The sequence below is a fragment of the Bradyrhizobium sp. LB8.2 genome (assembly GCF_040548035.1).
Classification (GTDB): domain Bacteria; phylum Pseudomonadota; class Alphaproteobacteria; order Rhizobiales; family Xanthobacteraceae; genus Bradyrhizobium.
Genome location: NZ_JBEPQV010000024.1, coordinates 64135 through 88852, shown reverse-complemented (window position 1 = coordinate 88852; position 24718 = coordinate 64135). Strand labels below are relative to the sequence as shown.

Here is a 24718-nt window from a genome sequence, read left to right as displayed (position 1 = left end):
GACCAGCCCGACCAACCCGGGACGCAGCGCGCGGTTCCTCGTTACCCTAGCAGTGAGCGACGTCCGGCGGCAGGTCGAATTGCGCGATCCGCTGGTCCAGCCGCCACAGCTCGATGCGGTGGCCCAGCACGAGCGATGCCGCTTCGCGCTTAGCCTGCTCGTCATCGTCGCAGACGAGATTGATGCATCCGAACACATGCCCGTCCGGATCGATCTGGAATGCGCGGTAGTGCCTGATGCTCCGCACCGTCATCCTCCACGTCTCGGGTAGACGGGCGTGCTCAACCATTCCGTCAGGTGCGAGGTCGCGTCGTTTTGCTTGGCGCGCCGAAGCAGCATGTCGCGCTCCTTGCCGGGCGGCAGGCTGCGCGCGCGTTCGCGAGCGGTTTCGGCGAATGTCGCCAACCGCTCCTGGAGCGATTGGGTCTGTTTCCTGCGATTGCGTTTGGCGGTCATTGTACTTTCACAAAGCGCTTTGATTGGAAGGAAATTGGCCCCGGCGGGAGGTCTGGCGCCAGGGCCCAGGTTTCCGTGCCGGTTGGGGCGGCCCAGCCCGGCAACGTTGGCAGCTTCGGCCGCAACCGCCGGTTCCGGCATTTCAATAAGTTAACGGTGCATGATTTTGCTGGTGCGAAGCACCGCGACCGGGCAGCGGATGCGCATCACTTCGCGCGCCGGCGCAACTTCGACTGCGCCGCGAAGCGGCGTTGAATGGGGCACCATTCCGGCGCTGCGCATTCGCTTCGCCGGCCCTATTCCGGCGGCTGCAGCCCCGGCGACCGTAGCCACTCGCTCATCTGAGAACCGGTTTCCGCCTGACGCGCCCTGCGCAACATCTCGTCGCGTGCAGCGCCGGGCGGGAGCGACTTGGCCTGTTCGCGAAGCCGCTCGGCTTCCGCGGCCAGGCGCACTTCCAGTGCATCCGTTTGCTTGACACGATGCCGCGTCAACATGAAGAATTCTCCCTGTTCGTGGACAGAGCGCGCCGTTGCGTCCTTCTCTGACGGCTTCCATAGCCAGACCGGATCGGAGCCTCAACGTTCCGGACCGCGAACGGTTTCTCCATGCCAGGCAAGTATCGGAGGGCCTACTCTTCCCGGTGGTCGCGAAGGGCCTTGATCTCCGAGCGCAACATCGCGCTTTCCATCACCACTCGGCGCACCTCGCGCGTGGCATCATCAAGCTGATCCGCGAGCGCTCTGTGCTGCGCCCGGAGGGCGCGGCTCGCTTCGATCGCGCGCTCAGCGCGGGCAAACAGGACGTCGTTCATGGAGCGACGATAGAAGCTTCGGAACCACAGCGCCTTCACGTAAGTTACGTAATTTACTCAAAACCAGCCATCCGCTCAAAATCATCCGCGAACATTAACCTGGATCAAGTATCTCGCAACCTGTCGACCGCCCGCGACCGAGGACCCACGTACTGTCCCAAGCAAAAGAGTGCTTAGCCCCGCCGATAGAGTTGCAGATAGCTCGGCGAGAACAGCGCCGCATCCTTGAGCGCATCGAGATCGGTGATGGTCAGCGTGCGATCGCGCAGCACGATCAGGCCGGAGGCCCGCAATTCCTGAACCGTGCGGTTGAGATGGACCACCGACAGCCCGGTGGCGTCCGCAAGATCCATTTGCGTCACCGGCATCACGCAGGAATTGCCGTCGACCATGCCGACGGGACGCAGCCGCTCGATAATCTCGCAGAACAAGTGGGCCACGCGTTCAAACGCCACCCGGCGGCCGAGATTGATGGCCCATTCGCGCTGGATGGCGTTGTTGACGAGGGTCTCACACCAGAACGCTTCCGCCAGCGCGCGGTCGCCCGCCACCAGACCCTCGAACCGCGCGCGCTTGATTTCGGTGTAGACAACCGGCGTCATCGCCGCGATGGAATGATCCATCACCGACAGCAGGAACGCGTGCGCGTCGCAACTCTCGCCGGGAAACAGAAAGTTGACGATCTGGCGCCGACCGTCCTCGAGCGTCTTGTAGCGGCAGAGCCAGCCCGACAGCACGAGGCGGACACTGTCGACCGGATCGCCCTCCGAGATCAGATCCTCGCCCGACCCTGCGCGCTGGATTCCCTCAAGCATTGCGTATTCAAGCGAGCTGCGGGCCTCCGTCGACAAGGGCCTCAGCACGTTCAGCCGGCGAATGACCGGGTCCACCATGCTGCGATCTAGCGTCGACAAGGGCATCAGTTGGCCACCGCCGGTGTATGAAACGCCCGCTTGCTAAGAGGAATGGTGATCGTGCATTCCAATCCCCTGGGATTGAATGCCATCGTGGTCTGCCCCTTGAACTCGAACGCGAGTGTGCGCTCCAGAAGCTCGGTCCCAAATCCTTTGTGCGGCGGCAGCGCAACCGGCGGCCCGCCGCGCTCCCGCCACTCGAACACCAGCTCCGCCGGCTCGGTGCCCTGCTCAATGCGCCAGGAAATCTCGATGCGACCTATCGGTCGGCTCAGGGCGCCGTATTTCAGCGCGTTGGTCGCGAGCTCGTGAATGGCAAGCGCGAAGGTTTCCGCTGCCTTCGAGTGAAAACGCACCGTGGGACCGCTGACACGCACCTGCTCGCCCTCTCTGGCATTATAGGCCAGCAGCTCTTCGACCGCGAGGTATTCGAGATCTACGCCGCCTTCAGGATCGCGGGTCACGAGTGCCTGGGTACGGGCGAATGCGTTGAGCCGGCCGTCGAGATGGGAAGCAAACTCCTCGACTGTCGAACTGCTATCGGCCGTGCGACGGGCGATCGAGCGCACCACGCCGAGCGTGTTGCGGACCCGATGCTGGAGCTCGGCCAGCAGCAGGCGCTGCCGCTCCTCGGCGCGGGTAATGGCGGTGATGTCGACGAAGGTGATGACGACCCCGGCGATGAAATTGTCGATGCTGCGATAGGGCAGGATGCGCACGATGTAGCGCGTGCCGCTGTCCGGCTCCCTCAACTCGCGCTCGGCGCTGGCAAGTGTGCGCAGCACGCCGCGAATGTCGTCATAGAGCTCCTCGATCGGGATGCGCGCCTTGATGTGCGCGATGGGGCGGCCCGTGTCGGTCTCGACGAGATGCAGAACCTGCGTGATCGCCGGCGTGAAGTTCATCACGCGCAAATCGTTGTCGAGGAACACGGTCGCGATCTGCGTGCTCTCCAGGAAATTCTCGAGATCGCTGGTGGCGCGCGTCAATTCCTGGACCCGGTGGGCCAGCTCGCCGTTGACGGTGGTCAGTTCCTCGTTCACCGACTGCAATTCCTCGCGCGAGGTTTCGAGCTCTTCGTTCGCGGACTGAAGCTCTTCGTTGAGCGACTGGTACTCCTCGTTCGAGGACTTCAGCTCCTCGTTGGTGCTTTCGAGCTCTTCGATGGTCGCCTGAAGGCGCTCCCGCGTCGCCCGCAGCTCGCCTTCGATACGCTCGACATGCTCGGTCTGCACGAGCGCATTGGGATAGCCCTCGTCGGCATCCATGGTGCGCACCGGACCATCCTTGAACAGGACGACGAAATTGCGCTGGCCGCTGCCGCCATCCTGGATCGGCTCCACCGTGATATCGACGAGAATGCGATGGCCGTTGACGCCGAGCTGCACCTGCTCGGCATGGGCGGGCTCATTGGTCTCCGCCGCGCGGCTGAGCACCGTTCGCAGCTCCAGGCGGAGATCGCGATGGACGAGTTGCAGCAGGTCGAGCGTGGCGGCGCCTGCCGTCGGCTCGATGTAGCGGCCGGTGCGCCCGGAGAAGTGCAAGACCTGAAAGTTGCCGTCGGTGATGACATAGGCGGGCGCGTAGCGCTCCGCGACCCGTTGCGCGCGGCGCTCCAGACCGACGTCGGGACGGAACGAGCGCAGCGGCGGCACCTCGGCGGGAGCCCTGCCCGCAGCGGTCGTGATCGGAAATTCCGGCGGCAGCCGCGTTCCGGTCTCGAGCTTCTTGAAGATGCGGGCGCGGCGGTCGATCGGCACGAACAGCTTTGGATGCCGCGTCACGTTCTCGGAATTGCCGAGGAAAAGGAAGCGATCCGGCAGAAGCGCGAAGTGGAATAGCGGAATCACCCGGTTCTGCAATTCGGCATTGAGGTAGATCAGCAGGTTGCGGCAGGAGACGAGATCAAGCTTGGAGAACGGTGCGTCCTTGATCACGTTGTGCTGCGAGAAGATGCACATTTCGCGCAGGTCCTTGACCACGCAATAGGTATCGCCCTCGCGCACGAACCAGCGCGCCAGGCGCTCCCTGGTCATGTCCGCCTCGATCTTAGTGCGGTAACGACCGACGCGCGCGGTCGCCAGTGCCCGTCCGTCGATGTCGGTAGCGAAGATCTGAACCTGCGGGGCGGAGTCCATTTTGGCCATGTGCTCGCGCAGCAGGATACCGATCGAATAGGCCTCCTCTCCCGTGGCGCAGCCGAGCACCCAGACGCGAACCTGCTGGCCCGCGCTCTTGCCTTCGAAGATCTTCGGGACGATCTGGCTCTCCAGCACTTCGAACTCGCGCTTGTCGCGGAAGAATTCGGTGACGCCGATCAAGAGATCGTTGAAGAGGTGCAGCGCCTCGTCCTGGTCGTTGCGCAGGAAATCGACATAGGCGGATATCTCGGCGATCTGAACCACCTGCATCCGCCGCTGCACGCGGCGCAGAAAGGTGTTCTGCTTGTAGCCGTGGAAATCATTGCCGGTCTTGCTGCGCAGGACGTCGGCGATGCGCGACAGCGAACTCGCCGCAGCGGCCAGTCCCTCATCGAACCCCTGCTTCTCGTCCAGCCGCCGCAGATGACGAGCATAGGCCTGGATGTGCTCGGCGATCTCTTCCGCGGTCAGCACGTAGTCGGCGATGGCTGCCGGCGTATTGGCGTCCTTCAGATGATCAGCCTCGTCACTCGCGCCCTTTTCGGCGATGGCGAGACCACCGTGATCCTTCAGCGTCGCGGTACCCAGCGTGCCATCGCCGCCGATGCCGGACAGGATCACGCCGATCGATTGCTCGGCGCGTTCTTCCGCCAACGACACCAGGAAGCTGTCGATCGTGGCCCGCTCGCCGGGCGCCTGCTCGGCCTCGCGGACCGCGAAGCGACCGCCGTGGATCGTCGTGATCATCGCCGGCGGGCACAGATAGACCGTGCCGCCCTCGATGGTCTGGCCGTCGCTGATGTCGGCGATCTTGCCGCCGCTGGAATTTCGCACGATCCGGCGCAGCCGCGGCTCATCGAACGCCTCATGATGTTGAAGCGCCAGCACGACGGCCTGGTCGGCGCCTACGGTCAGTTTGGCAAAGAAGCGCTCGATGCTATCCAGAGCTGCCGGCGGGGCGCCCACCCCGATGATCAGCGGGGACCTGGTCTGGTGCTCTCTTTCGACCGGCTGGTCGCCGATTTCATGCATGATCTCGGTAGCTCTCATTCAGTGACGTGAACCAGCGGGTCGCCCGCTCGCCGCAAATAGCAGAATTGATGTTATCCCAACAGGTGAAAGGCGGATATGTCACGCTGCGTTCCATACCGCGAGCATCGTTGTCAATTCCCGACCAAAGGCCCATAGTTGCGTGCGGCAGGAGCCCCGTGATGCAGACGTCCGACGAACTCGCGGCCCTGATCAGGCGGGCCGAGGACGCCACCGCGACCGCCCGTCGGCTGCTCCGCGAGAACGATCGTTTGCGCCGCAGCGCCGAGCGGCAACTCGATTTTATGTACGAGCTCGGCGTAGAGTTCGGGCGGCCTGCCAGCGCGCCCTGGATCACTCCGGGCCGACTTGCTGCCGAAGATAGGCAATCCGCTGCTGGATCAGGACGCGATGGCGCAGCCACTCCGTCAGAGTCTGCTTCAGCGCCTCCACCAACCGTTCCGCCTGGCCCGCGTCGCAGCCGCCGGCACTGAGTTGACGGACCCGATCCTCCTGGTCGCGGATGCGTTGCGAACCCTCCTCGATATCACGATCGGCCTTGATCAGATGGCGGCGCTCGGTATCGAGCTGCTCGGTCCATTCGGCGAGGGAGATGGTCATGGCGACACCCTCAAGCCTTCCGCTTGCGAAACCGGAGGATCGAGCGATTTTAGCACAACGCGCCGGATCATGTCGGCATATTCGCGATATTCGGCAGCCCGCGTCCCGTACATCTCGGCGACCGCAGGCCGGCCGCTGCGCCGGCCGTCGGTCGCCATGCGCTGCACCAACTCAGCCCGCTCCTCGATGATGCGCAGCGCGACCCGCAGGGCTTCATCCACCCGCCCCTCCTGCTCTTTTGCGAGGATGTCGCCGGTGAAGGCGTGACCGACCTGGCAACGGAAGCGCATCGGACGCGCTTCCTTGATCTCGGACAGCACGCCCCCGCAGGCCGGACAGGTCAGCGCAACCGGATCAGCCACGGAGAGGAGATTGTCACTGCCGATCCGTTCGCCGGCCGCGATCTCGACCTCGAGCCGGATCTCCGGCGGGATCGGCAGCGCGGCGCCGGCAGTCTCCCTGGCGAGATCGGACAGGACATCACCCATTCCGGCGCCGGGGACGCAAAGATCGATGATGGTCGCCTCCAGGGCGCTCCTTGGCATTTCATCGGCGATGGCGTCAGAGGGGTCCTGAACCACCGAGATCCCTCCGCAACGCTTGATGGCGTTGAGACCGGCCGCACCGTCGGACAGCAGCCCGCTGAGGAGCACGCCGATCACGCGCGGGCCGTAATTGATGGCGGCCGAACGAAACAAGGCGTCGATGGCTGGCCGGACCATGTTCTCGCGCGGACCGCGCCCGAGGAACACGCGATCCTCGGACAGCAGCAGATGATGGTCCGGTGCGGCCAGATAAACCTGGCTGGGCTCTATCTTCATGCCGTTTTCGGCCTGCCGGACCGGAAGCGGGCCCGCGCTGCTGGCCACTGTCGAGAGAATGCCGATGCCCTGCGCGGGGATGTGCAGAACGATGAACACCGCCGCGGGCAGATCGGGCGGCAGGCGGCCCAGGATCTGCTTCAGCGGTGCGGTCGCGCCGGCCGAGCCACCTATGACGATGATGTCGCGGTTGCTCATGGAACCCACTTTCTTCTGTAGCGTTTGTACCAAGGCGGGTCACCGCCCTATGTTCCTAGGACGGGAAAGGAAAGCATGGGAGGCACCATGACGATCTCGCCCACGTGGTCACATCCGCTGTCGCCGCTCAGCGGGCGGCGGATTTTCGTTGTCGAGGACGAATATTTTCTCGCCGATGACATTGGCAGGGCATGTCGCGCGCTCGGCGCAGATGTCGCGGGCCCGGTGGGTGATCTCGACGACGCACTCAGGATCCTGCACGACGGCAGCATCCTCGATGCCGCCGTGCTCGACGTGAACATCCGCAGTGAGATGATCTTTCCGGTGGCCCGTGAACTGAAAGCAAGGAACGTACCCTTCGTCTTCACGACCGGATACGACAAGGTCGCCATTAGTCCGGAATTCCACGACGTGCCGATCCTGGAAAAACCGATTGATCTGCCGGCGATGGCACAGAGGCTGGCCGCGCTCATCGCCGATCCGCACGGTTGAGCCGAACGGCGATCAGAACAGATGCGCTAAAGCGAGCCAGCCGCTCACCGCCAGGCACAGAAAGACCGCAGCATAAGGCAGCATGACGCGCAAGACATGACCCCTTCCCGCCGTCAGCCCATCATCATCCAGACGATTGCGCCCAACATCACGAGGAAACCCGTGATTGCCGTCGCGACAAAAGCCTGTTCGACGCGATCCATCGCCACCACAGCCCCTCTTTCCAGCCGAACCAGTCTGACGGCTCGAGGAGCTTTGCGCATTAGGCTATGTGAATCGGCGTTCTTCTTTGTCGGTCCGCGGGATTGGCCGCGCCGCTCAGCGCAGATTGCGACCGTATCGTTCTACGACTTCGCCGTGCCCGGCTCGGCCATCTTGCGATGCTGCTTGGCCAACATCTCATTCGGTGTGACGTTGGCGACCGTGGTCTGGATCTTGTTCTTCAGTCCGGTCACGATGTCGGACTCGCCGGCCAACATGGCGTCGAAGCCGGCCTTCGCGACCTCCGCCGCGTCGTCCTTCTTCTCGGTGCCGACCTTGGTGTCCATCATGTCGGCGCGGTGGAAGAACTCCGTTTCCGTGGCACCCGGCATCAGGCAGGTGACGGTGACGCCGCTGTCGCGAAGCTCCTCGCGCAGTGCAAATGAGAATGAATCGAAGAAGGCCTTGCTGGCGTTGTAGACCGCCTGAAAACTGCCCGGCGTGAATCCGGCGATCGAGCCCGTGATCAGGATGCGCCCCGAGTTGCGGCGAAGCATCTCGTTGCCGGCCCGATGGATCAGATACAGCGTGCCGGTGATGTTGGTGTCGACGAGGTGTTTGACCCTGGCAAAATCCTGATCGAGGAACGCCTTGCCAAGGCCGACACCGGCATTGGCCAGCAGCGCGCCGATCGGCCGGTCGCCGACCGCGGCGCAGAGCTTGTCGACACCTTCAGTGGTGGCGAGATCGGCCTCGACCGCCTCGACGCTGACGCCGAGCTTGCGGAGATCGACGGCCACTCTCTCGATCTCGGGCTCGTCCGCCGCGATGACAAGGTTGAAACCGGCTTGGGCACAGCATCTGGCGAGTTCCAGGCCAATACCGGTGGAGGCGCCGGTGACGACGGCGAACTGCTTGGCGGACATGAGCGTATCCTTGCGATGGCGTTGATGACGCTCCAATGGCTGCGACCGCCTCTCGTTCCTATCCAAGCCAAACCTCTAGTCAAAGCATGTGCGGTGCGACGATTTTCCAAGTGCAATAGCAACCATCGTTCGTTGTTCGACTTGGATGCCTCGTAGCTCGCGGGAGGACAGAGATGAAGGCGCTGGTTTGGCACGGCAAGGAAGACATCCGCTGCGACACCGTCACCGATCCCGAGATTCAGGACCCGCGCGATGCCATCATTAAAGTCACGAGCTGCGCCATCTGCGGCTCAGACCTGCACCTCTTTCACAACTACATTCCCGGCATGCTGCCCGGGGACATCATGGGCCACGAGACCATGGGCGAAGTGGTGGAAGTCGGCTCGGGCGTCGACGGCAAGCTGAAGAAGGGCGACCGCATCGTCGTCCCCTTCACGATCATTTGCGGCGAATGCGACCAGTGCAAGCGCGGTAATTTCTCGGTCTGCGAGACCACCAACCGCAAGCGTCACCTCGCCGAAAAAGCGTTCGGTCATTCCTGCGCCGGCCTGTTCGGCTATACGCATCTGACCGGCGGCTACCCCGGGGGCCAGGCCGAATATCTGCGCGTGCCGTTTGCCGACGCCACCCACATTAAGGTGCCCGCCAGCATTCCCGACGAACAATTGCTGTTTCTCAGCGACATCTTCCCGACCGGCTGGCAGGCTGCGGTGCAATGCGACATCGAGCCGACCGATACGGTCGCGATCTGGGGCTGCGGTCCCGTGGGGCAGATGGCGATCCGCAGCGCCGTCCTGCTCGGCGCCAATCAGGTAATCGCGATCGACTGCCTTCCCGAACGGCTCAGCATGGCCGAAGCCGGCGGCGCCACCACCATCGACTTCGAGAGCGAGAGCGTTCTGGAGCGGCTCAAGGAGCTCACCGACGGCAGAGGCCCCGAAAAATGCATCGATTGCGTCGGGATGGAGTCACACGTGATGGCCTCGCTGCCCGACACGCTGCTCGACCGCGCCAAGCAGATGGTGATGGTGGAGAGCGACCGGCCGCATGTGCTGCGCGAGATGATCTATGTCTGCCGGCCCGGCGGCATCATTTCGGTGCCGGGCGTGTACAGCGGATTCTCCGACATGCTTCCGATGGGCGCCTTCATGAACAAGGGCCTGACGATGCGCACCGGCCAGACCCACGTCAACCGCTGGACCGACGACCTGCTCCACCGCATCGAGGAAGGCCAGATCGATCCGTCCTTCGTCATCACCCACACCGTGCCGCTCAGCCAAGGCCCCGAGATGTACCAGGTGTTTCGCGACAAGCGGGACTCCTGCATCAAGGTCGTGCTGAGGCCCTGAGGAGCTAGATCAATGTTTCATTTCTCCAACATCGTGCGTACCAAGGGCGACCCGAAACTCGTCGCGGGCGGGCCGAGCCTGAAGCGGCCCGAAGACCAGCTTGCCCGTGCGCTGGGCTGGTTCAGCATCGGTCTCGGGGTCGTGGAATTGTTCGCGCCGAGGCGGGTCACGGAAACGCTGGGCATGGAAGGCCATGAGACGCTGGTCCGCGCCTTCGGTGTGCGTGAGATCATGGCGGGAATCACGTCGCTCTCGGTCGAAAAGAACGCCGGCCTGTGGGCCCGCGTCGGCGGCGACGGCCTCGATGCCGCCGCGCTGCTCTCGGGGCTGACCCCGGACAATCCCAAAAAGGGCAATATCGTGCTGGCACTGCTGATGGTCGGCGGCATCGCGATGCTCGACTATCGCGCCGCTCAGGACACCAGGCCGCGGCGGCCAACGCGCGATGCACGGCGCAAGCTGTATCCGAACCGCAGCGGCTTTCCCAAAGGCATCGAGAGCGTCAGAACCGCTGCAAAGCAGATCGCAGCGCACGCCGCGGGACGGACCTGAGGAAGCACGCCAAGGTGATACAGGGCAATGAGCGACGAGTCCCGTGACGAAGGCCCGTGGTGGGAATCCGCCGTCATCTACGAAATCGCACTGATCTCGTTCCAGGACTCGGACGGCGACGGCAAGGGCGATCTCGCCGGCCTGATATCGCGCATCGATTATCTGAAATGGCTCGGCGTCGACGCGGTTTGGCTGACGCCGATCTACAAGAGCCCCTTCCGCGACCTCGGCTACGACATCTCCGACTACTGCTCCATCGACCCTGCCTTCGGCGGCCTCGAGGTGTTCGACCGCCTGCTCAAGGCCCTGCACGCGGCCGATATCCGCCTGATCCTCGATCTCGTGCCCAATCACACTGCGAACGATCACGCATGGTTTGTCGAGAGCAGCAGCTCACGAAACAGTGCGAAGGCCGATTGGTACATCTGGGCCGACACGGCCGAGAAGGGCGGTCCGCCCAACAACTGGCTGAGCCGCTTCGGCGGCAGCGGCTGGGAATGGTGCGAGGCGCGGCGGCAATATTATTATCATTCCTTCCTGGTCGAGCAGCCCGACCTGAACTGGCGCAACCCGCAGCTGCGCGCCGCGATCGCCGATGTCATGCGCTTCTGGCTCGATCGCGGCGTGGACGGCTTTCGCGTCGACGCCAGCGCGGTCCTGATCAAGGACGAGCTCCTGCGCGACAATCCGCAGAACCCGCAAGCGAAGGGCAAGCCGCCGCCGCAGCGCCAGACGCCCGTGTTCACGGACGACCGGCCGGAGACGATGGGTTGCATCGAATTCATCCGCGAGGTGATCGACGGTTATCCGGGGCGAATGTTGTGCGGCGAAGTCCAGGGCAAGACCGACCGCATCGGTCACTTCTACAGCAACGATCGGCCGCGCCTGCATCTGCCGCTCAATTTCGCACTGCTCGACGCACCCTGGGATGCGTTGTCGCTGCAAGCGGCGATCGACGCGTATTTCAACGCCATCCCGGATCATGCATGGCCGGTCTGGGTGATCGGTGGTCACGACAAGCAACGGATCGCGAGCAAAATCGGCGACGCGCAAATGCGGGTCCTGGCGATGCTGCTGATGACGCTGCGGGGAACGCCGTTCTTCTTCATGGGCGACGAGATCGGCCGCAAGCGCGTTCCCGTTCCGCCCGACTGCGTCCGCGATCCCTTCGAGAAGCTCGTGCCGGGGTATGGCCTTTGCCGCGATCCCGAACGCGCTCCGATACGTTGGGACGACAGCACCAACGGCGGCTTTACAACCGGCGATCCATGGCTGCCGCTGGAGCCGCCCGACGGCGCGGCCAACGTGGCCACGCAGCAGCGCGACCCGCGTTCGATCCTGGCACTGTTTCGCGCACTGATGACGCTACGGCGCGAGCATACCTGCCTGCGCCACGGCGATTACGAGCCACTACGCTCACAGAACGACGTTCTTGCCTACCGCCGGACGGTTGGCGGCAGCGACATTCTGGTCGCGCTCAACATCGCCGCCGAGCCGCGGAAATGGCACTGGCAAGGTTGCGGCCGTCTGCTGATGTCGACGCATCTGGACCGGCCGTCCGAGCCGTTGCCGGACGCTTCCATCCTGCTCCGCGGCAATGAAGGCGTGATCGTCGCACGCGAGGCAAGATGACGGCCGAGGAACCATCCGCGCCTCAGAGAGTCTCTTCAACGCTTCCGGCGTCCCCCTGCCGGAGACTGATTAGACAAAACCGCGGCCCCGGCGCTCACCCCTTTTCAAGCGCCGGGATAGCGGCGTGAGCTTGGAGGCAGATCTATTGGAGGCAGCTCATGGGCAAGACGAAGGATCTTGAACAACGCATCGGCGGCAAGACAAGGCAGGCAATCGGCGAGATCATCGGGGACCAGGACCTCCACGATGACGGCAAGGCGCAAGCGCAGCGCGGCCGCGACGAACAGGACAAGCCGGGCGAGCCCGATCCACTGAAAAAGCTCAAGCAGCTGACGTGAACGCAGAGCCGCGACCGGCGCTTTCAAATGCAGCATGGCGCACTGACGGAAGCGTGCCTCGAGCCGCCAAGAGACGGCGCCGTTCGCGCTGGATCGCCGCTGCCGAGCTTGGCCTGATCAGCAGCACCTTCTCGACCATCGTCAGCCAGCTCTTCGCCGCGCGCATCGGGCGCGATGCCGCCATCGACTGGATGACGGTCGCCTCCATTCCCGCGCGCGATTGGGCGGTCAGCGCAGAGCCGTCGTGGAGCGTGATCCTTGCCGGGATCGCCTTTCACCAATGGGCGGACTTTTCGTGGGCGCTGGTCTTCTTCGGCGTGCTCGGGCGCTGGACCGCCGACCTGCGGCCGCTCACGATCCTGCTGCTCGCGCTGCCCTGGGCCGTGTTCTCTTCAAGCATGGAATGGTTCGTGCTGGTGCCGCTGTTTCCGTTCTGGCAGCCGCTGTTCACGCTGCAGCAGCCCTACTGGATCGGCCTGCTCGTCCATAGCTCCTCGGCCGTGATGTACCCCCTGTTCGCCCGGCTGCGCTGGACGCGGGGCGCAGCACCCGAGCGCGATGTTCGCTTCACCAGTGCCTGGACCACCGGCGCGCTGGCCGTGATGATGCTGCTCGGGGTGGTCGCGTTGTTCGGCAGCCATGGTTACGAGCCGCCGTGGATGGGCCGCGACAGGGACGCGGACCAGACCTACATCCGTCATATGACCGCGCATCACGCCCAGGGCATCGAGCTGGCGCGCATCGGCGCGGAGCGCGCGCAGGACCCGCATCTGCGCAAGCTGGCGATGCTGATGGTCGCCAGCCAGTCCGGCGAGAACCGGATTTTCGAGACCTGGTGGCTGAGCTGGTTCGACACCGAGATGCCCGACTGCAACACGGAAGAACGTGCCGCGATGCCGGGCTTCCTGACACAGGCCGCGATGCGACAGGTCAAGACCGCGCCGGCGGACCAATTCGACACGGTGTTCGTCGAGACGATGAGCAAGCATCACGTCGGCGCGGTCAGGATGGCCGACCAGATGTGGCATAGCGGCGGCGATCTGCGCCTGCGCGTCATGGCCCACGCCATCCGCCACGAACAGCAGGGCGAGATCGCACTGATGCACGGCGCCAGCGGCATCGCCGCCGTCGCCACGGCCTTCCGCAACATGCTCGGCGACAACGTCAATTGAGCGGACCGCCCCCTACTCCCGCCAGAACTCCGCCAATTCCTCGGCGGTCATCAGATCGACCTGGCCGTGAAAGCGGGTGCGGTACATCGTCATGAGCGCATCGTGGCCGACATCGGAGGAGCTGCACAGCGCATCCTCGATGATGACGACCCTGAAGCCGAGATCGACGGCGCTCAGGACCGTCGAGAGCACGCAGACGTCGGTCTCTGCGCCCGTGATCACGACCGTGCCGACGTTCTTCTCGATGAGCAAGCTGGTGAGGCCGGGATTGCTGAACGCGGAATAGGCCGGCTTGTCGATGACAGCAGCGGGCGGAACGAAGCGGCTCAGAGCCGGCACGAGTTCGAGACCGGCTGGCGGCAAATGCCTGCGGGTCGCCTCGCGCCAATGACGAAAATAGCTCTGCCATTGTCCGGGACGATCTTCCGGATCCTCCGGCGTGATGAACCGCGTGAAGATCGTTCTGGCCTGATGACGCGAAACGATCGAGGCGATCGTCGGCAAAACTCTCGCCATCCAGGGCGTCGCCCAGAGGCCGCCCGGAGCGAAAATGTTCTGCATGTCGATGCAGAGATGAACGGCATCGCTGATGTCGGCAACCTCCGACGCGCTATCTCTCATCGTCCTCCACCGTCGAACCATAGCCACGCGCCGGCAGCCGGCATTTGCCCGGCGACCTCACCGACTGCAATGCGATCCCAACGGTCATCGTTCCCCATTAGCCCACACTGTGACGATCCAGCTGTCAAAAAGAAGTGGCCTGCCAAGAAAGGCGGCACAAAAACCGAAGCAGAACGCCGAGCCCTCCCTGATTGGGGCTCGCTTCTATTAGACGCCTTGAAGGTGGGGCAGCAAAGCGCTATGTTAGACAAAACTCATTTTTGTCTAACATACGGGCGAAATTCCATGGCAAAGGCATCAGCGAACAAGCCCACACTGCTCCGGGCGAAACGGAGGAGAGCTGCATCCAAGGGCAGCTCGGTACTGATAAAGACCTTTAAGCGTGAGCTTGCGACCAGCGGGCTTGTCGTGAGCAAGGCACGATTTGAAGCGGTCATGCTGGCGGCGGAACAATCTGGCCTTCTGAGCGAAAAAGGCAGCCGTATCGGTGGCCGGGTGAGTCCGGCCTTGGTCAGGCAGGCCAAGCGCCAGACGGGCATCGAGACGGATACGGACTTGATCGAGTTTGCGTTGGCGACGGTTGCACTTGAGGACAATTTCGCAGGCGCGTTCAAGGAGTCTCGATGCACGGTCGATCCAACGTTGAAGCTCGGTTTCTAAGGTGGCGGAATTCGACTTTGACGCGGCGCGACGTTGGGCGCGGTTCGATCCAGAAAACACGCTGGCACGGCGCAGCGACGATGAACTTCCATTCGTCAGCGCCAGCCTGATCGCCGGACAGGGACTACTGCTCGATACCTGCGTCTATATCGATCAAATGCAAGATCGTTCGCCTCAGGTCCTGGACGACCTGATCGCGCAGCGACAAGTCAACCATTCGACTGTCGCGATCCAGGAGTTGATGCACACGGTCGGCGTACTAAATCCGTCCGACGTGCGAACCGCATCTGTCGTCGATGTGATCGGGAAGCAGATCAAAGCGATGCCGCCACACCGGATCTTTGCGCCGGACATAGAGGTGCTGGGACGAGCCGCGCTGTTATCAGGGATCCTCTGCCGCCTCCAGGGATATGAAAAGGACAGCAAGTTGCGCGCGCTTCAGGACTGCGTACTCTTCCTGCAGGCACAAAAGCTCGGCGTCGTTGTCCTGACTGCAAATGTCGGCGACTATGATATTCTACTCCAGCTCATACCAACCGGACGCGTGCTATTCTATCGTTCGAAATGAACCCCATTGATGCTTAAAAAAATTTGACGACATTTCTCTTGCCGACCTCCAAGCCCTGGTTGAGGCCAGAATCCCAAAGGCCGTCGCTTAGAGTTCAAGTCAGGCTTTGGTGAATGAAAGTACGAACCCACCTATCTCTACGATGGGCTACGCTACTGTCCTTTCGTAAGCAGATGGTGGTTTTCCTTCGCAAGATTTTGGCTCAAACAGAGCTGACCACCACAAAAGCGAACGCTGGAAGCACGTCGGAGAGACGCTGATGGAAAAGTTCAGAGCATAGATACATTGCGAGTAACAATGCGGGAGTAGAAATCGCGAAAATAGTTTTTATATCAATGGCTTATGATTTTTGGTGCGCTCGGAGGGACTCGAACCCCCACGATTTTACTCACTGCCACCTCAAGGCAGCGCGTCTACCAATTCCGCCACGAGCGCTTTTGGGGATGCCGGCTTGAGGCTTGAAGGCCAACCGGATCAACGCGGCCGATCTAACAAATCCATCAGGGGGGTACAAGCCTCCAAAGGCCCTGAATTCCACAAGCTTTGCAGGAAGTTCCGGTCACTTGACCCGGGAGAGCCCTTTACCGCGTGCCCGGCCCGCTACCGCGTGCCCGGCGTGCGCGGCAGCATCTGCTTGACCTCGACCGCGATCCGGTTGCGATCGACCAGCACGACGCCGGAGGCGACCGGCAGATTATTGGCCAAAACCTTGACCTCGTCGGCCTCGGTTGCGTCCAGCTCGATGATGGCACCGCGGGAAAGACGTAATACTTGATGGATCGGCATGGTGGTCGTCCCGAGGACGACCATGAGATCCACGGTGACTTTGTCGAGAGTAGGCACTTCAGCACCACCGCAACTTGGGACTTGGGACTTGGCATTTGCGCCTGGGATCATCACTCGGTTATGGTTAGCCAATGGTTAATTCACCCAAAAACCCCCGCCAAGATCAACGTCAAGACCTCGATTTGGCGTCGTTTTCCGCCGCAGACGGCGAACCCGTGGAGTGGCGGATTTCGGACGCGCCCGTGCCCTATCCGGAGGCCGTGGCCGAAATGGAGGCGCGCGTCGCCGCGATCGCGGCCGGTGACGCCCCGGAGCTGGTCTGGCTACTCGAACATCCCCCGCTCTACACCTCCGGCACCTCGGGCAAGGCCACCGACCTGCTCGATCCGCGATTCCCGACCTTTGCCACCGGGCGCGGCGGGCAGCTCACCTATCACGGGCCCGGCCAGCGGGTGGCGTATGTCATGCTCGACCTCAAGCGCCGCCGGCCGGACGTGCGGGCCTATGTCGCGAGCCTGGAGGAGCTGATTCTGCGCACCCTCGCCGCCTTCAATATCCGCGGCGAACGGCGCGAGGACCGGGTCGGCGTCTGGGTGAAGCGGCCCGACAAGGGACCCGAGCACGAGGACAAGATCGCGGCGATCGGCGTCCGGCTGAAGCGCTGGGTCTCGTTCCACGGCATCGCCATCAATGTCGAGCCGGAGCTGGAGCATTTCGCCGGCATCGTGCCCTGCGGCGTCGCCGATCCCCGCTACGGCGTTACCTCGCTGGTCGATCTCGGCCAGCTCGTGACGATGGCCGATATCGACGTCGCACTCCGGCAGGCCTTTGAGGAGCTGTTCGGGTCGACCCGGGCGCTGCTGCCGGAAGTCGTCTGACGTTTTCTGGAGAGCGCCCCGCCTCTCTCGTTCTCCGCCGACACGGAATCGGCTACGCTTGACCCCGGTGTCGCCCACGCCTCCCCCCTCCGCCGGGAAAGTAGAGACCATGCCGGGCGAATTGATCGTCGGACCGACTGTTCGAGCGCCAGGCATAAGGAGGGGTTGCGATCATGCTCGTAATGGGAGGTTCTCACGATGGAGCTGTCTGCACCGATCTATCATCTGAAGCGGCGAGCGAAGCGCATGTCGCGCGAGGAAGGCATTCCGTTGCACGATGCGCTTGACCGCATCGCCGCGACGGAAGGATTTTCCGCCTGGAGCATGCTCGCGGCGAAAGCTGCCGCAGCGACGCCGGCCAACAGGCTTTTCCCGCAATTTCAACCGGGCGATCTGGTGCTGGTCGGGGCGCGCCCCGGCCAGGGCAAGACCCTGATGAGCCTCGAACTTGCCGTGGAAGCGATGCGCTCGGGCCACCGCGCCGCGTTCTTCTCGCTCGAATACACCGAGAAAGACGTTCAGGATCGCTTTCGGGTGATCGGCGTGGACCCGGCGGAATTCGAAAAACTCTTCGAGGTCGATTGCTCCGATGCCATCAGTGCCGATTACATCGTCAAGCAGATGGCCGCAGCACCGCGCGGCACAGTCGTGGTGATCGACTATCTGCAACTGCTCGACCAGCGGCGGGAAAACCCCGACCTCACCGTTCAGGTGCGCGCGTTGAAATCATTCGCGCGCGACAAGGAATTGATCGTCGTCTTCATCTCGCAGATCGATCGTTCCTATGATCCCTCGGTCAAGTCCTGCCCTGACCTTAGCGATGTCAGGCTGCCGAACCCGCTGGACGTCAAGCTGTTCGACAAGACCTGTTTCCTGAACAATTCCGAAGTCCAGTTTCGAATAGCGAGCTGACGATCAGGCCGCGGGTGAGATTGCGCACCCGCGACTTGCCGCCTCACGCCGCCTTCGGCGAAAGATCGAGCTTGCCGGCGATGTAGCGCCGCTCCTGGGTCAGGCCGCCAAAGCCGTAGGCGTCGGCCTTGACCTCGTCGACGTGCAGGTACGTCTCGGGATGCAGCGGCCCCAGAATCCCGGCCATGCGCTTGAACATCGCGGCGAGATAGGCGGCCTTCTCGTCCTTGGTATTGGTGCCTTCGCTGACGTGGATGTCGATCCAGTAGCTCGCAAGCTTTTGCTCCGCGAGCGACTTGCCGCCCGCAAACCAGTCGCTCGCATCGACCGATTTCACGATGATGGCGGTGACCTCAGGATCCTTGTGCAGGATTGTTGCGGTGAGTTCGGACACGGCGCTTGCGATGTCGGCGTTCAGCGAGGGCGATTGGCGGGAGGTGGTGTAGGACACGGTGATCAGCGGCATGATCGTTCTCCTCAGAGATGTCGCGCGGTCCGCGCGGCGTTGATGAAAGAAATAGACCTCCCCAGCCATTTTGGTATCTTATTTCTGTTGGTAGCAGTGATAACTAATCATAATGACAGCAACACTCGATATCGCCACGGTTCGGGCCTTCCTGCTGGTCGCCGACCTCCAGAGCTTTACCCGCACCGCAGAGGCGCTCGGCACGACACAGGCGGCGGTCAGCCTGAAGCTGCAACGGCTGGAAACATTGCTCGGAAAGCGCCTCGTCGAGCGCTCGCCGCGCGCGGTCCGGCTCACGGCAGACGGCGCGACGTTCCTCGATCGCGCCCGCGCGCTGATCGCGGCGCATGACAGCGCGCTGTCGGGCGAGGCCCCAGTGGCGCAGTCGCTCTCGCTCGGCATCTCCGATCATGCTGCAGGCCCGGAGCTGGTGCCGCTGCTCGAGCGGCTGCATGCGATGTCCTCAAACCTTACGCTCGCCGTCACCATTGGCTTCTCGCGCGAGATGCAGGACGCCTATGACGCGGGCGAGCTCGATGCGGTGATCGTCCGCCAGGAAGGCAGCCGCCGCGGCGGCGAAAAGCTGGCCGAGGACGAATTCGGTTGGTTCGCGTCAAGGCGCTTCACCCTGCCCAAGGGCGAAGCGCTGCCGCTCGCAACGCTCGCCCCGCCCTGCGGCGTCCGCGCCATCGCGGTGCGCGCGCTCGACAAGGCCGGGCTCGCCTGGCGTGAGCGTTTTGTCGGCGGCGGCGTCACGGCGGTGGTTGCAGCTGCCCTTGCCGGGCTTGCAATCGCACCACTGGCGCGGCGGATCGCGCCTCCCGGATTGGTCGATGTCGGATCCGGCTACAAGCTGCCGAAACTCGGCAGTTCGAAGGTAATGCTGCATTCGAAGGTCAGCGATCCAGCGAAACTGGCGGCGCTGCGTGCGGTGGCAGCGACGTTCCGGAGTGCGGCAGCGGTCTGACGCCGCACGGCTTTACGCCTCGAGTGCGCCGCGAGCGCCTGCCAGCTTGCGTCCTGCATACCGGCCCGCGATATTGCTTAAAAATGTTCCAAGCTCGGGGAACCATCCGCCATCTGTGGCGTTTGCTCCCGTCGAGTCGGGGTCCGGAATGATCGAAAAGTTAAATCAGCAGAGAGACTTGTTCGAGAGCGAACGCAGTTTCCGCCTGTTGGTTGAGGGAGTTGCGGACTACGCCCTCTACATGCTGGATCCCACCGGGATCATCACCAGCTGGAACATCGGCGGCGAGCGCATCAAGGGCTATTCTCCCGGGGAGGTCCTCGGCCAGCACTTCTCCCGTTTCTACACCGAGAGCGACCGCGCCAACGGCAAGCCCGCCCGTGCCCTCGGCACTGCACGGGAAAAGGGCCGCTACGAGGAGGAAGGCTGGCGCGTCCGCAAGGACGGCACCTTCTTCTGGGCGAGCATCGTGATCGATCCGATCTACGAGGACGGCGACCTGGTCGGCTTCGCCAAGATCACGCGCGACATCACCGAGCGGCGCAATACCCAGATCAAGCTCGAGGCCATGCAGAAGCAGCTCGCCGAGTCCCAGAAGTTCGATGCGCTCGGCCAGCTCACCGGCGGGGTCGCTCACGACTTCAACAACCTCCTGATGATCATCAGCGGCAGCCTCCACATGCTGAAGCGAGGGGCCGACGACGAGGCCAAGATTCAGCGCGCGATCTCGGCCATCGAGACTGCCACCAAGCGCGGCGCGGCGCTGACCAACCAGCTCCTCACCTTCGCACGGCGGCAGAGCGTCAATCCGCAGGCGATCGACTTCGTCGACCGCATCACGGCGATCCGCGAGGTGCTCGATGCCGGCGTCGGCAGCTCCGTGCGCCTGGCCTTCGACGTCAGCGGCGACGTCTGGCCGATCAAGACCGACGTCTCCGAGCTCGAGACCGCGCTGCTCAACCTCGTCATCAATGCCCGCGACGCGATGCCCGACGGGGGCACGGTGACGATCGCTGCGCGCAATGCGGTTCTCGACGAGGCGCCCCTCGCCGGCGAATTCGTCGCGATCGACGTCACCGATACCGGGCTCGGCATTCCCTCCGACGTTCTCGACAAGATCTTCGAGCCGTTCTTCACGACCAAGCCGATCGGCAAGGGCACCGGCCTCGGCCTCTCCCAGGTGCACGGCTTTGCCCATCAGGCCGGCGGCACGGTGCGCGTCGCGAGCACGCTCTGCAAGGGCACGACCTTCACCATCCTCTTGCCGCGCGGAGAAGAAGCGCCATCGCGCGAGGCGGCGGGAGAACCTGCGTTCTACGGCAGCGGCACGGTGCTGCTGGTCGAGGACAATCCGGACGTCGCCACCGTCAGCATCGGACTTCTGGAGCAGCTCGGCTATCAGGTGCACCGGGTTGCGGACGCCGAATCCGCACTTCGCGAGATCGAGAAGAACGGCGTCGATTTCGTGTTCTCGGACATCGTCATGCCCGGCAAGATGGACGGGCTCAGCCTCGCCCATCACCTTCGCCAGATCCGTCCCGGCCTGCCGATCCTGCTTGCCACCGGCTACAGCGACGTCGCCGCCGGGGTGCGCGGCGATTTCCCGATCCTGCGCAAGCCCTACGAGATCCACGAATTGAGCGAAGCGATCGCCAAGCTGCCGCGGTGAGGTTGCTTCTTCGTCTTCCCGCGTGCGGGAAGAGGGAGTACCGGCCTACACCGTCGGCAACACCGAAAACGCCTCACCTGCCCGGCGCAGGTTCAGCTCGTCGACATCGGCCGTCTCGCTGGTGACGCTGTCCACGCGCGAGGACGGCGGGCCGTGGCGGCACAGCGCGACCATGTCGGCGACGTGCTTTGGCGATCCCACGAACAGCGCCTCGACGCTGCCGTCGCGGCGATTGCGGACCCAGCCTTCGAGACCGCACGCCGTCGCCTGGTACTCGACCCAGGCCCGATAACCGACGCCCTGCACGCGGCCGCGGATCATGACCTGGAGGATTGCCCGGCTCACTTTTTCGGTCCGAGAAAGTCTGCGCTGCGCACTTTCGCATCGGCTTCACGCATGACGCGGCTGGTCAAGTCCGACGCTGGCAGGCCTTTGAGATTCTTCGGCGCGGTGCCGTCGCGCAGCGCCTTCTGCGTCTCGTACACCGCCTGGGTCGCCGCTGCGATCGGCGCGTGACCCTGAAGCGCGATGCGCACGCGCTGGCTCTTGAGATAATCGATCGCGTTCAGTTCGTCCGGCGCACCGCCGAGGACGATCGGCAGGTCCGTGGCGGACGCGACCGCCTCGAGCTCGGCGCGCGACTTGATGCCGGTGAAAAACAGCGCATCGACGCCGGTGGATTCATAGGCCCTGGCGCGGCGGATCGCATCCTCGATCGAGCTGACCGAGGCTGCCCCCGTGCGACCCATGATGACGAGTGAAGGATCGCTGCGGCCGTCAAGCGCGGCCTTCATCTTGCCGACGCCCTCCTCCAGCGAGATCAGCTGGGTCTTTGCCTCGCCGAAGCCGGCCGGCAGCAGCGTGTCCTCGATGGTGAGGCCGGCGGCGCCCGCCGTCTCCAGCTCCTGCACCGTGCGGCGCACGTTGAGCGCATTGCCATAGCCGTGATCGGCATCGACCAGTACCGGAAGATTTGCCGCGCGCGACATCCGCCGCATCTGCTCGGCAAGCTCGGTGAGCGTGATCAGCGTAATGTCGGGGTCGCCGAGCACCGCGAGCGAAGCCACCGAGCCGCCGAACATGCCGAGCGGGAAACCGAGATCCTCGGCGATGCGGATCGAGATGGCGTCGTAGACCGAGCCGGGATGGACGCAAGTCCCGCCCGACAGGATCGATCGCAGTTTTTCGCGGCGGGAACGAAAGGCCATGGTTGCCTCACTCTCAATTCCTCATCCTGAGGAGCGCGCTCTTACGCGCGTCTCGAAGGATGAAGGCCCGGCTGGTGGCCTCGCCCTTCGAGACGCCGCGTAGCGCGGCTCCTCAGGGTGAGGGTCTAATGTTGTGCTCTGGAGCCCTACGCAAATTCCAAAATCAGCGCGTCCACGGCGAGCGTCGCGCCGGCGCTGGCGTGGATCTTCTTCACGGTGCCGTCCTGCTCGGCGCGGAGCACGTTCTGCATCTTCATGGCTTCGACCACCGCGAGCGTCTCGCCGGCCTTGACCTCCTGCCCTTCGGTCACCGCGATCGAGACCACGAGGCCAGGCATCGGACAGAGCAGCTTCTTGCCGGTGTCGGCAGCCGTGGTCACCGGCATCAGCCGCGCCGAGGCTGCTTCCGCTTCGGTCCAGACATAAACCGGCACCTCGACGCCCTGATGCGCGAGGCGGATGCCGTTCGCGACCGGGCGCACCTGCACCGCGACGAAGTGGCCGTCGATGGTGCCCTGCCAGACCGGATCGCCCGGCTTCCACGGCGACTGCAACAGATGTGAATTGCCGGCCTTGCCGTCGGCATCGACGAAGCGCACCGCGACCGCCTCGCCTTCGCGCGCGACCTCCAGCATTATCTCCTGGCGGTCGAGCCAGACCGCACGGCGACGCTCGCGCTGCACGATGCGGCCGCCCATCTGGCCCGAGATCTGCCGCTTGCGCTCGCCGAGCACGTGATCGATGGCGGCGCCGACCGCGGCAATGCGACGCGCGACCTCGCCTTCCGGCATGCGCACAGCAAAGCCCTTGGGGAACTCCTCGGCGATGAAGCCGGTCGAGAGCCGGCCCTCGCGCCAGCGCGGATGATGCATCAGCGCCGACAGGAACGGGATGTTGTGACGGATACCGTCGACATAGAACGAATCCAGCGCGGTAGCCTGCGCCTCGATCGCGGCCGCGCGCGACGGCGCGTGGGTGACGAGCTTGGCGATCATCGGATCGTAGTGAATCGAGATCTCGCCGCCCTCCTGCACGCCGGTGTCGTTGCGCACGGTGATGCCGTCCTGGCTCACTTCTGCCGGCGGACGGTATTTCACCAGACGCCCGATCGAGGGCAGGAAGTTGCGGAACGGGTCTTCGGCGTAGAGACGTGACTCCACGGCCCAGCCGGTGAGCGTGACGTCCTTCTGCGTGATGGCGAGCTTCTCGCCGGCGGCGACGCGGAGCATCTGCTCGACGAGATCGACGCCGGTGACGAGCTCGGTGACGGGATGCTCGACCTGGAGGCGTGTGTTCATCTCAAGGAAGTAGAAGCTCTTGTCCTGGCCCGCGACGAATTCGACGGTGCCGGCAGAGTCGTAGTTCACGGCCTTGGCGAGTGCGACCGCCTGCTCGCCCATCTTGCGGCGGGTGGCTTCGTCGAGCAGCGGCGACGGCGCTTCCTCGATGACCTTCTGGTTGCGGCGCTGGATCGAGCATTCGCGCTCGCCGAGATAAATCACGTTGCCGTGCTTGTCGCCCAGCAGCTGGATCTCGATGTGGCGGGGGTCGACGATGAACTTCTCGATGAAGACGCGGTCGTCGCCGAACGAGGCCTTGGCCTCGGCCTTGGCGAGGTTGTAACCCTCTGCGACCTCGGAGATCGAATGCGCGATGCGCATGCCCTTGCCGCCGCCGCCGGCGGAGGCCTTGATCATCACGGGATAACCGATCTCGTCGGCGATCTTGACCGCGTGCTTGTCGTCCTCGATGACGCCGAGATAGCCGGGCACGGTCGAGACATTTGCCTTCGCGGCCGCCTTCTTGGATTCGATCTTGTCGCCCATCGCCGCGATCGCGCCCGGGTTGGGGCCGATGAAGACGATGCCGGCCGCCTCCAGCGCGCGCGGAAACGCCTCGCGCTCGGACAGAAAGCCGTAACCGGGATGCACGGCCTCGGCGCCCGTCTTGCGGCAGGCCTCCACGATCTTCTCGATCACCAGATAGCTCTCGGCCGCAGCCGGCGGGCCGATCAGCACGGCCTCGTCGGCCATCTCGACATGGAGGGCGTCGCGGTCGGCCTCGGAATAGACCGCGACCGTCTGAATTCCCATGCGGCGAGCGGTCTTGATGATCCGGCAGGCGATTTCGCCGCGATTGGCGATCAGAATGCGTTTGAACATGCTTTTCTTGAATCTCGACCTTGGGCGGGACCCTTCCCTGGCCGTTGGAGCCTATCGGGATGGGCCGTGTGGCTCCCGTGGTACATCAAAATCGGCCGGAGGCAACGGTCTAAATCCGGCCTCTCTGGCGTACCAGCGCCAGACCGAAACAGGCCTGGCAAGCCC

General features: G+C 63.8%; 27 protein-coding genes and 1 tRNA gene. 12 read left to right on the top strand and 16 right to left on the bottom strand.

Annotated elements, in window-relative coordinates; genetic code table 11:
* Positions 1-46: 46 nt before the first annotated feature.
* From ABIB06_RS26185 to ABIB06_RS26150, 8 genes are all read right to left on the bottom strand, one after another.
* Positions 47-253 (bottom strand): hypothetical protein, encoded by a 207-nt coding sequence (locus ABIB06_RS26185; protein ID WP_247340726.1) that lies wholly within the window; start codon positions 251-253, stop codon positions 47-49.
* A complete protein-coding gene (locus ABIB06_RS26180; RefSeq protein ID WP_247340727.1) occupies positions 250-456 on the bottom strand; it encodes a hypothetical protein in 207 nt (68 codons plus the stop codon). Before ABIB06_RS26180 ends, ABIB06_RS26185 begins: the two co-directional genes overlap by 4 nt.
* 296 nt (positions 457-752) lie before the next feature.
* Entirely contained in the window at positions 753-953 is a 201-nt protein-coding gene (locus ABIB06_RS26175) for a hypothetical protein (protein ID WP_247340728.1), read from the bottom strand.
* Between the two features lie 134 nt (positions 954-1087).
* The gene (locus ABIB06_RS26170; protein WP_247340729.1) at positions 1088-1309 is read right to left on the bottom strand and encodes a hypothetical protein; all 222 of its coding nucleotides are present in this window, start codon (positions 1307-1309) and stop codon (positions 1088-1090) included.
* Between the two features lie 134 nt (positions 1310-1443).
* Entirely contained in the window at positions 1444-2190 is a 747-nt protein-coding gene (locus tag ABIB06_RS26165) for a Crp/Fnr family transcriptional regulator (RefSeq protein WP_247340730.1), read from the bottom strand.
* On the bottom strand, positions 2190-5357 hold the full coding sequence (locus tag ABIB06_RS26160) for a CheR family methyltransferase (RefSeq protein WP_354053079.1): 3168 nt from the start codon (positions 5355-5357) through the stop codon (positions 2190-2192). The genes ABIB06_RS26165 and ABIB06_RS26160 overlap by 1 nt, the downstream gene beginning before the upstream one ends.
* 351 nt (positions 5358-5708) lie before the next feature.
* Positions 5709-5975: a hypothetical protein gene (locus tag ABIB06_RS26155; protein ID WP_354053080.1), complete on the bottom strand. Its 267-nt coding sequence runs from the start codon at positions 5973-5975 to the stop codon at positions 5709-5711.
* Positions 5972-6994: a chemotaxis protein CheB gene (locus ABIB06_RS26150; RefSeq protein WP_247340734.1), complete on the bottom strand. Its 1023-nt coding sequence runs from the start codon at positions 6992-6994 to the stop codon at positions 5972-5974. Before ABIB06_RS26150 ends, ABIB06_RS26155 begins: the two co-directional genes overlap by 4 nt.
* Before the next feature lie 87 nt (positions 6995-7081).
* Here ABIB06_RS26150 and ABIB06_RS26145 point away from each other — a divergent pair, with 87 nt between their 5' ends.
* Positions 7082-7486 carry a response regulator gene (locus ABIB06_RS26145; RefSeq protein WP_354053082.1) on the top strand — a complete coding sequence of 135 codons (405 nt, stop codon included), beginning with the start codon at positions 7082-7084 and terminating at the stop codon, positions 7484-7486.
* A gap of 344 nt (positions 7487-7830) precedes the next feature.
* Here the strand turns inward: ABIB06_RS26145 and ABIB06_RS26140 are convergent, their stop codons facing one another.
* Positions 7831-8613 (bottom strand): SDR family NAD(P)-dependent oxidoreductase, encoded by a 783-nt coding sequence (locus tag ABIB06_RS26140; protein ID WP_354053083.1) that lies wholly within the window; start codon positions 8611-8613, stop codon positions 7831-7833.
* Between the two features lie 173 nt (positions 8614-8786).
* Between ABIB06_RS26140 and ABIB06_RS26135 the strand changes: the two genes are divergently transcribed.
* The 5 genes from ABIB06_RS26135 to ABIB06_RS26115 all read left to right on the top strand — a co-directional run bounded on the left by ABIB06_RS26135 (position 8787) and on the right by ABIB06_RS26115 (position 13656).
* Entirely contained in the window at positions 8787-9962 is a 1176-nt protein-coding gene (locus tag ABIB06_RS26135; RefSeq protein WP_247340739.1) for a zinc-dependent alcohol dehydrogenase, read from the top strand.
* Positions 9963-9974: 12 nt separating this feature from the next.
* Positions 9975-10514: a hypothetical protein gene (locus tag ABIB06_RS26130; RefSeq protein ID WP_354053084.1), complete on the top strand. Its 540-nt coding sequence runs from the start codon at positions 9975-9977 to the stop codon at positions 10512-10514.
* Positions 10515-10541: 27 nt separating this feature from the next.
* On the top strand, positions 10542-12146 hold the full coding sequence (locus ABIB06_RS26125) for an alpha-amylase family glycosyl hydrolase (RefSeq protein WP_354053085.1): 1605 nt from the start codon (positions 10542-10544) through the stop codon (positions 12144-12146).
* A 158-nt stretch (positions 12147-12304) separates the two neighbouring features.
* A complete protein-coding gene (locus ABIB06_RS26120) occupies positions 12305-12484 on the top strand; it encodes a CsbD family protein (protein ID WP_354069343.1) in 180 nt (59 codons plus the stop codon).
* Positions 12485-12537: 53 nt separating this feature from the next.
* Positions 12538-13656, top strand: coding sequence for a DUF305 domain-containing protein (locus ABIB06_RS26115; protein ID WP_354052211.1), 1119 nt, complete (start codon positions 12538-12540; stop codon positions 13654-13656).
* A 12-nt stretch (positions 13657-13668) separates the two neighbouring features.
* Here the strand turns inward: ABIB06_RS26115 and ABIB06_RS26110 are convergent, their stop codons facing one another.
* A complete protein-coding gene (locus tag ABIB06_RS26110) occupies positions 13669-14277 on the bottom strand; it encodes a cysteine hydrolase family protein (protein ID WP_354052209.1) in 609 nt (202 codons plus the stop codon).
* A 285-nt stretch (positions 14278-14562) separates the two neighbouring features.
* Here ABIB06_RS26110 and ABIB06_RS26105 point away from each other — a divergent pair, with 285 nt between their 5' ends.
* Complete coding sequence (locus ABIB06_RS26105; RefSeq protein WP_247445876.1) at positions 14563-14937, top strand: hypothetical protein; 375 nt, start codon at positions 14563-14565, stop codon at positions 14935-14937.
* A gap of 1 nt (position 14938) precedes the next feature.
* The gene (locus ABIB06_RS26100; protein ID WP_354052206.1) at positions 14939-15505 is read left to right on the top strand and encodes a type II toxin-antitoxin system VapC family toxin; all 567 of its coding nucleotides are present in this window, start codon (positions 14939-14941) and stop codon (positions 15503-15505) included.
* Between the two features lie 350 nt (positions 15506-15855).
* Here ABIB06_RS26100 and ABIB06_RS26095 read toward each other — a convergent pair.
* Both ABIB06_RS26095 and ABIB06_RS26090 read right to left on the bottom strand, forming a co-directional pair.
* A tRNA-Leu gene (locus tag ABIB06_RS26095) sits at positions 15856-15940 on the bottom strand.
* Positions 15941-16105: 165 nt separating this feature from the next.
* Positions 16106-16348 (bottom strand): FliM/FliN family flagellar motor switch protein, encoded by a 243-nt coding sequence (locus ABIB06_RS26090; RefSeq protein ID WP_011088012.1) that lies wholly within the window; start codon positions 16346-16348, stop codon positions 16106-16108.
* Between the two features lie 74 nt (positions 16349-16422).
* On the opposite strand from ABIB06_RS26090, the gene lipB reads away from it, so the two are divergent.
* Entirely contained in the window at positions 16423-17169 is a 747-nt protein-coding gene (lipB, locus tag ABIB06_RS26085; protein ID WP_354052203.1) for a lipoyl(octanoyl) transferase LipB, read from the top strand.
* A 198-nt stretch (positions 17170-17367) separates the two neighbouring features.
* Positions 17368-18081 carry a DNA helicase gene (locus tag ABIB06_RS26080; protein WP_354052201.1) on the top strand — a complete coding sequence of 238 codons (714 nt, stop codon included), beginning with the start codon at positions 17368-17370 and terminating at the stop codon, positions 18079-18081.
* 43 nt (positions 18082-18124) lie between these two features.
* Here ABIB06_RS26080 and ABIB06_RS26075 read toward each other — a convergent pair whose 3' ends face one another.
* Complete coding sequence (locus ABIB06_RS26075; protein WP_354052199.1) at positions 18125-18547, bottom strand: tautomerase family protein; 423 nt, start codon at positions 18545-18547, stop codon at positions 18125-18127.
* A gap of 112 nt (positions 18548-18659) precedes the next feature.
* On the opposite strand from ABIB06_RS26075, the gene ABIB06_RS26070 reads away from it, so the two are divergent.
* A complete protein-coding gene (locus tag ABIB06_RS26070; protein ID WP_247445882.1) occupies positions 18660-19514 on the top strand; it encodes a LysR family transcriptional regulator in 855 nt (284 codons plus the stop codon).
* A 148-nt stretch (positions 19515-19662) separates the two neighbouring features.
* Entirely contained in the window at positions 19663-21183 is a 1521-nt protein-coding gene (locus ABIB06_RS26065; RefSeq protein WP_354052197.1) for a PAS domain-containing hybrid sensor histidine kinase/response regulator family protein, read from the top strand.
* A gap of 45 nt (positions 21184-21228) precedes the next feature.
* Here ABIB06_RS26065 and ABIB06_RS26060 read toward each other — a convergent pair whose 3' ends face one another.
* The 3 genes from ABIB06_RS26060 to ABIB06_RS26050 all read right to left on the bottom strand — a co-directional run bounded on the left by ABIB06_RS26060 (position 21229) and on the right by ABIB06_RS26050 (position 24553).
* Positions 21229-21528, bottom strand: a complete 300-nt coding sequence (locus tag ABIB06_RS26060; protein WP_247340762.1) for an acylphosphatase — start codon at positions 21526-21528, stop codon at positions 21229-21231.
* Entirely contained in the window at positions 21525-22391 is an 867-nt protein-coding gene (locus tag ABIB06_RS26055) for an isocitrate lyase/PEP mutase family protein (protein ID WP_354052195.1), read from the bottom strand. Before ABIB06_RS26055 ends, ABIB06_RS26060 begins: the two co-directional genes overlap by 4 nt.
* A 146-nt stretch (positions 22392-22537) precedes the next feature.
* Positions 22538-24553, bottom strand: a complete 2016-nt coding sequence (locus tag ABIB06_RS26050; protein WP_354052193.1) for an acetyl-CoA carboxylase biotin carboxylase subunit — start codon at positions 24551-24553, stop codon at positions 22538-22540.
* Positions 24554-24718 lie beyond the last annotated feature (165 nt).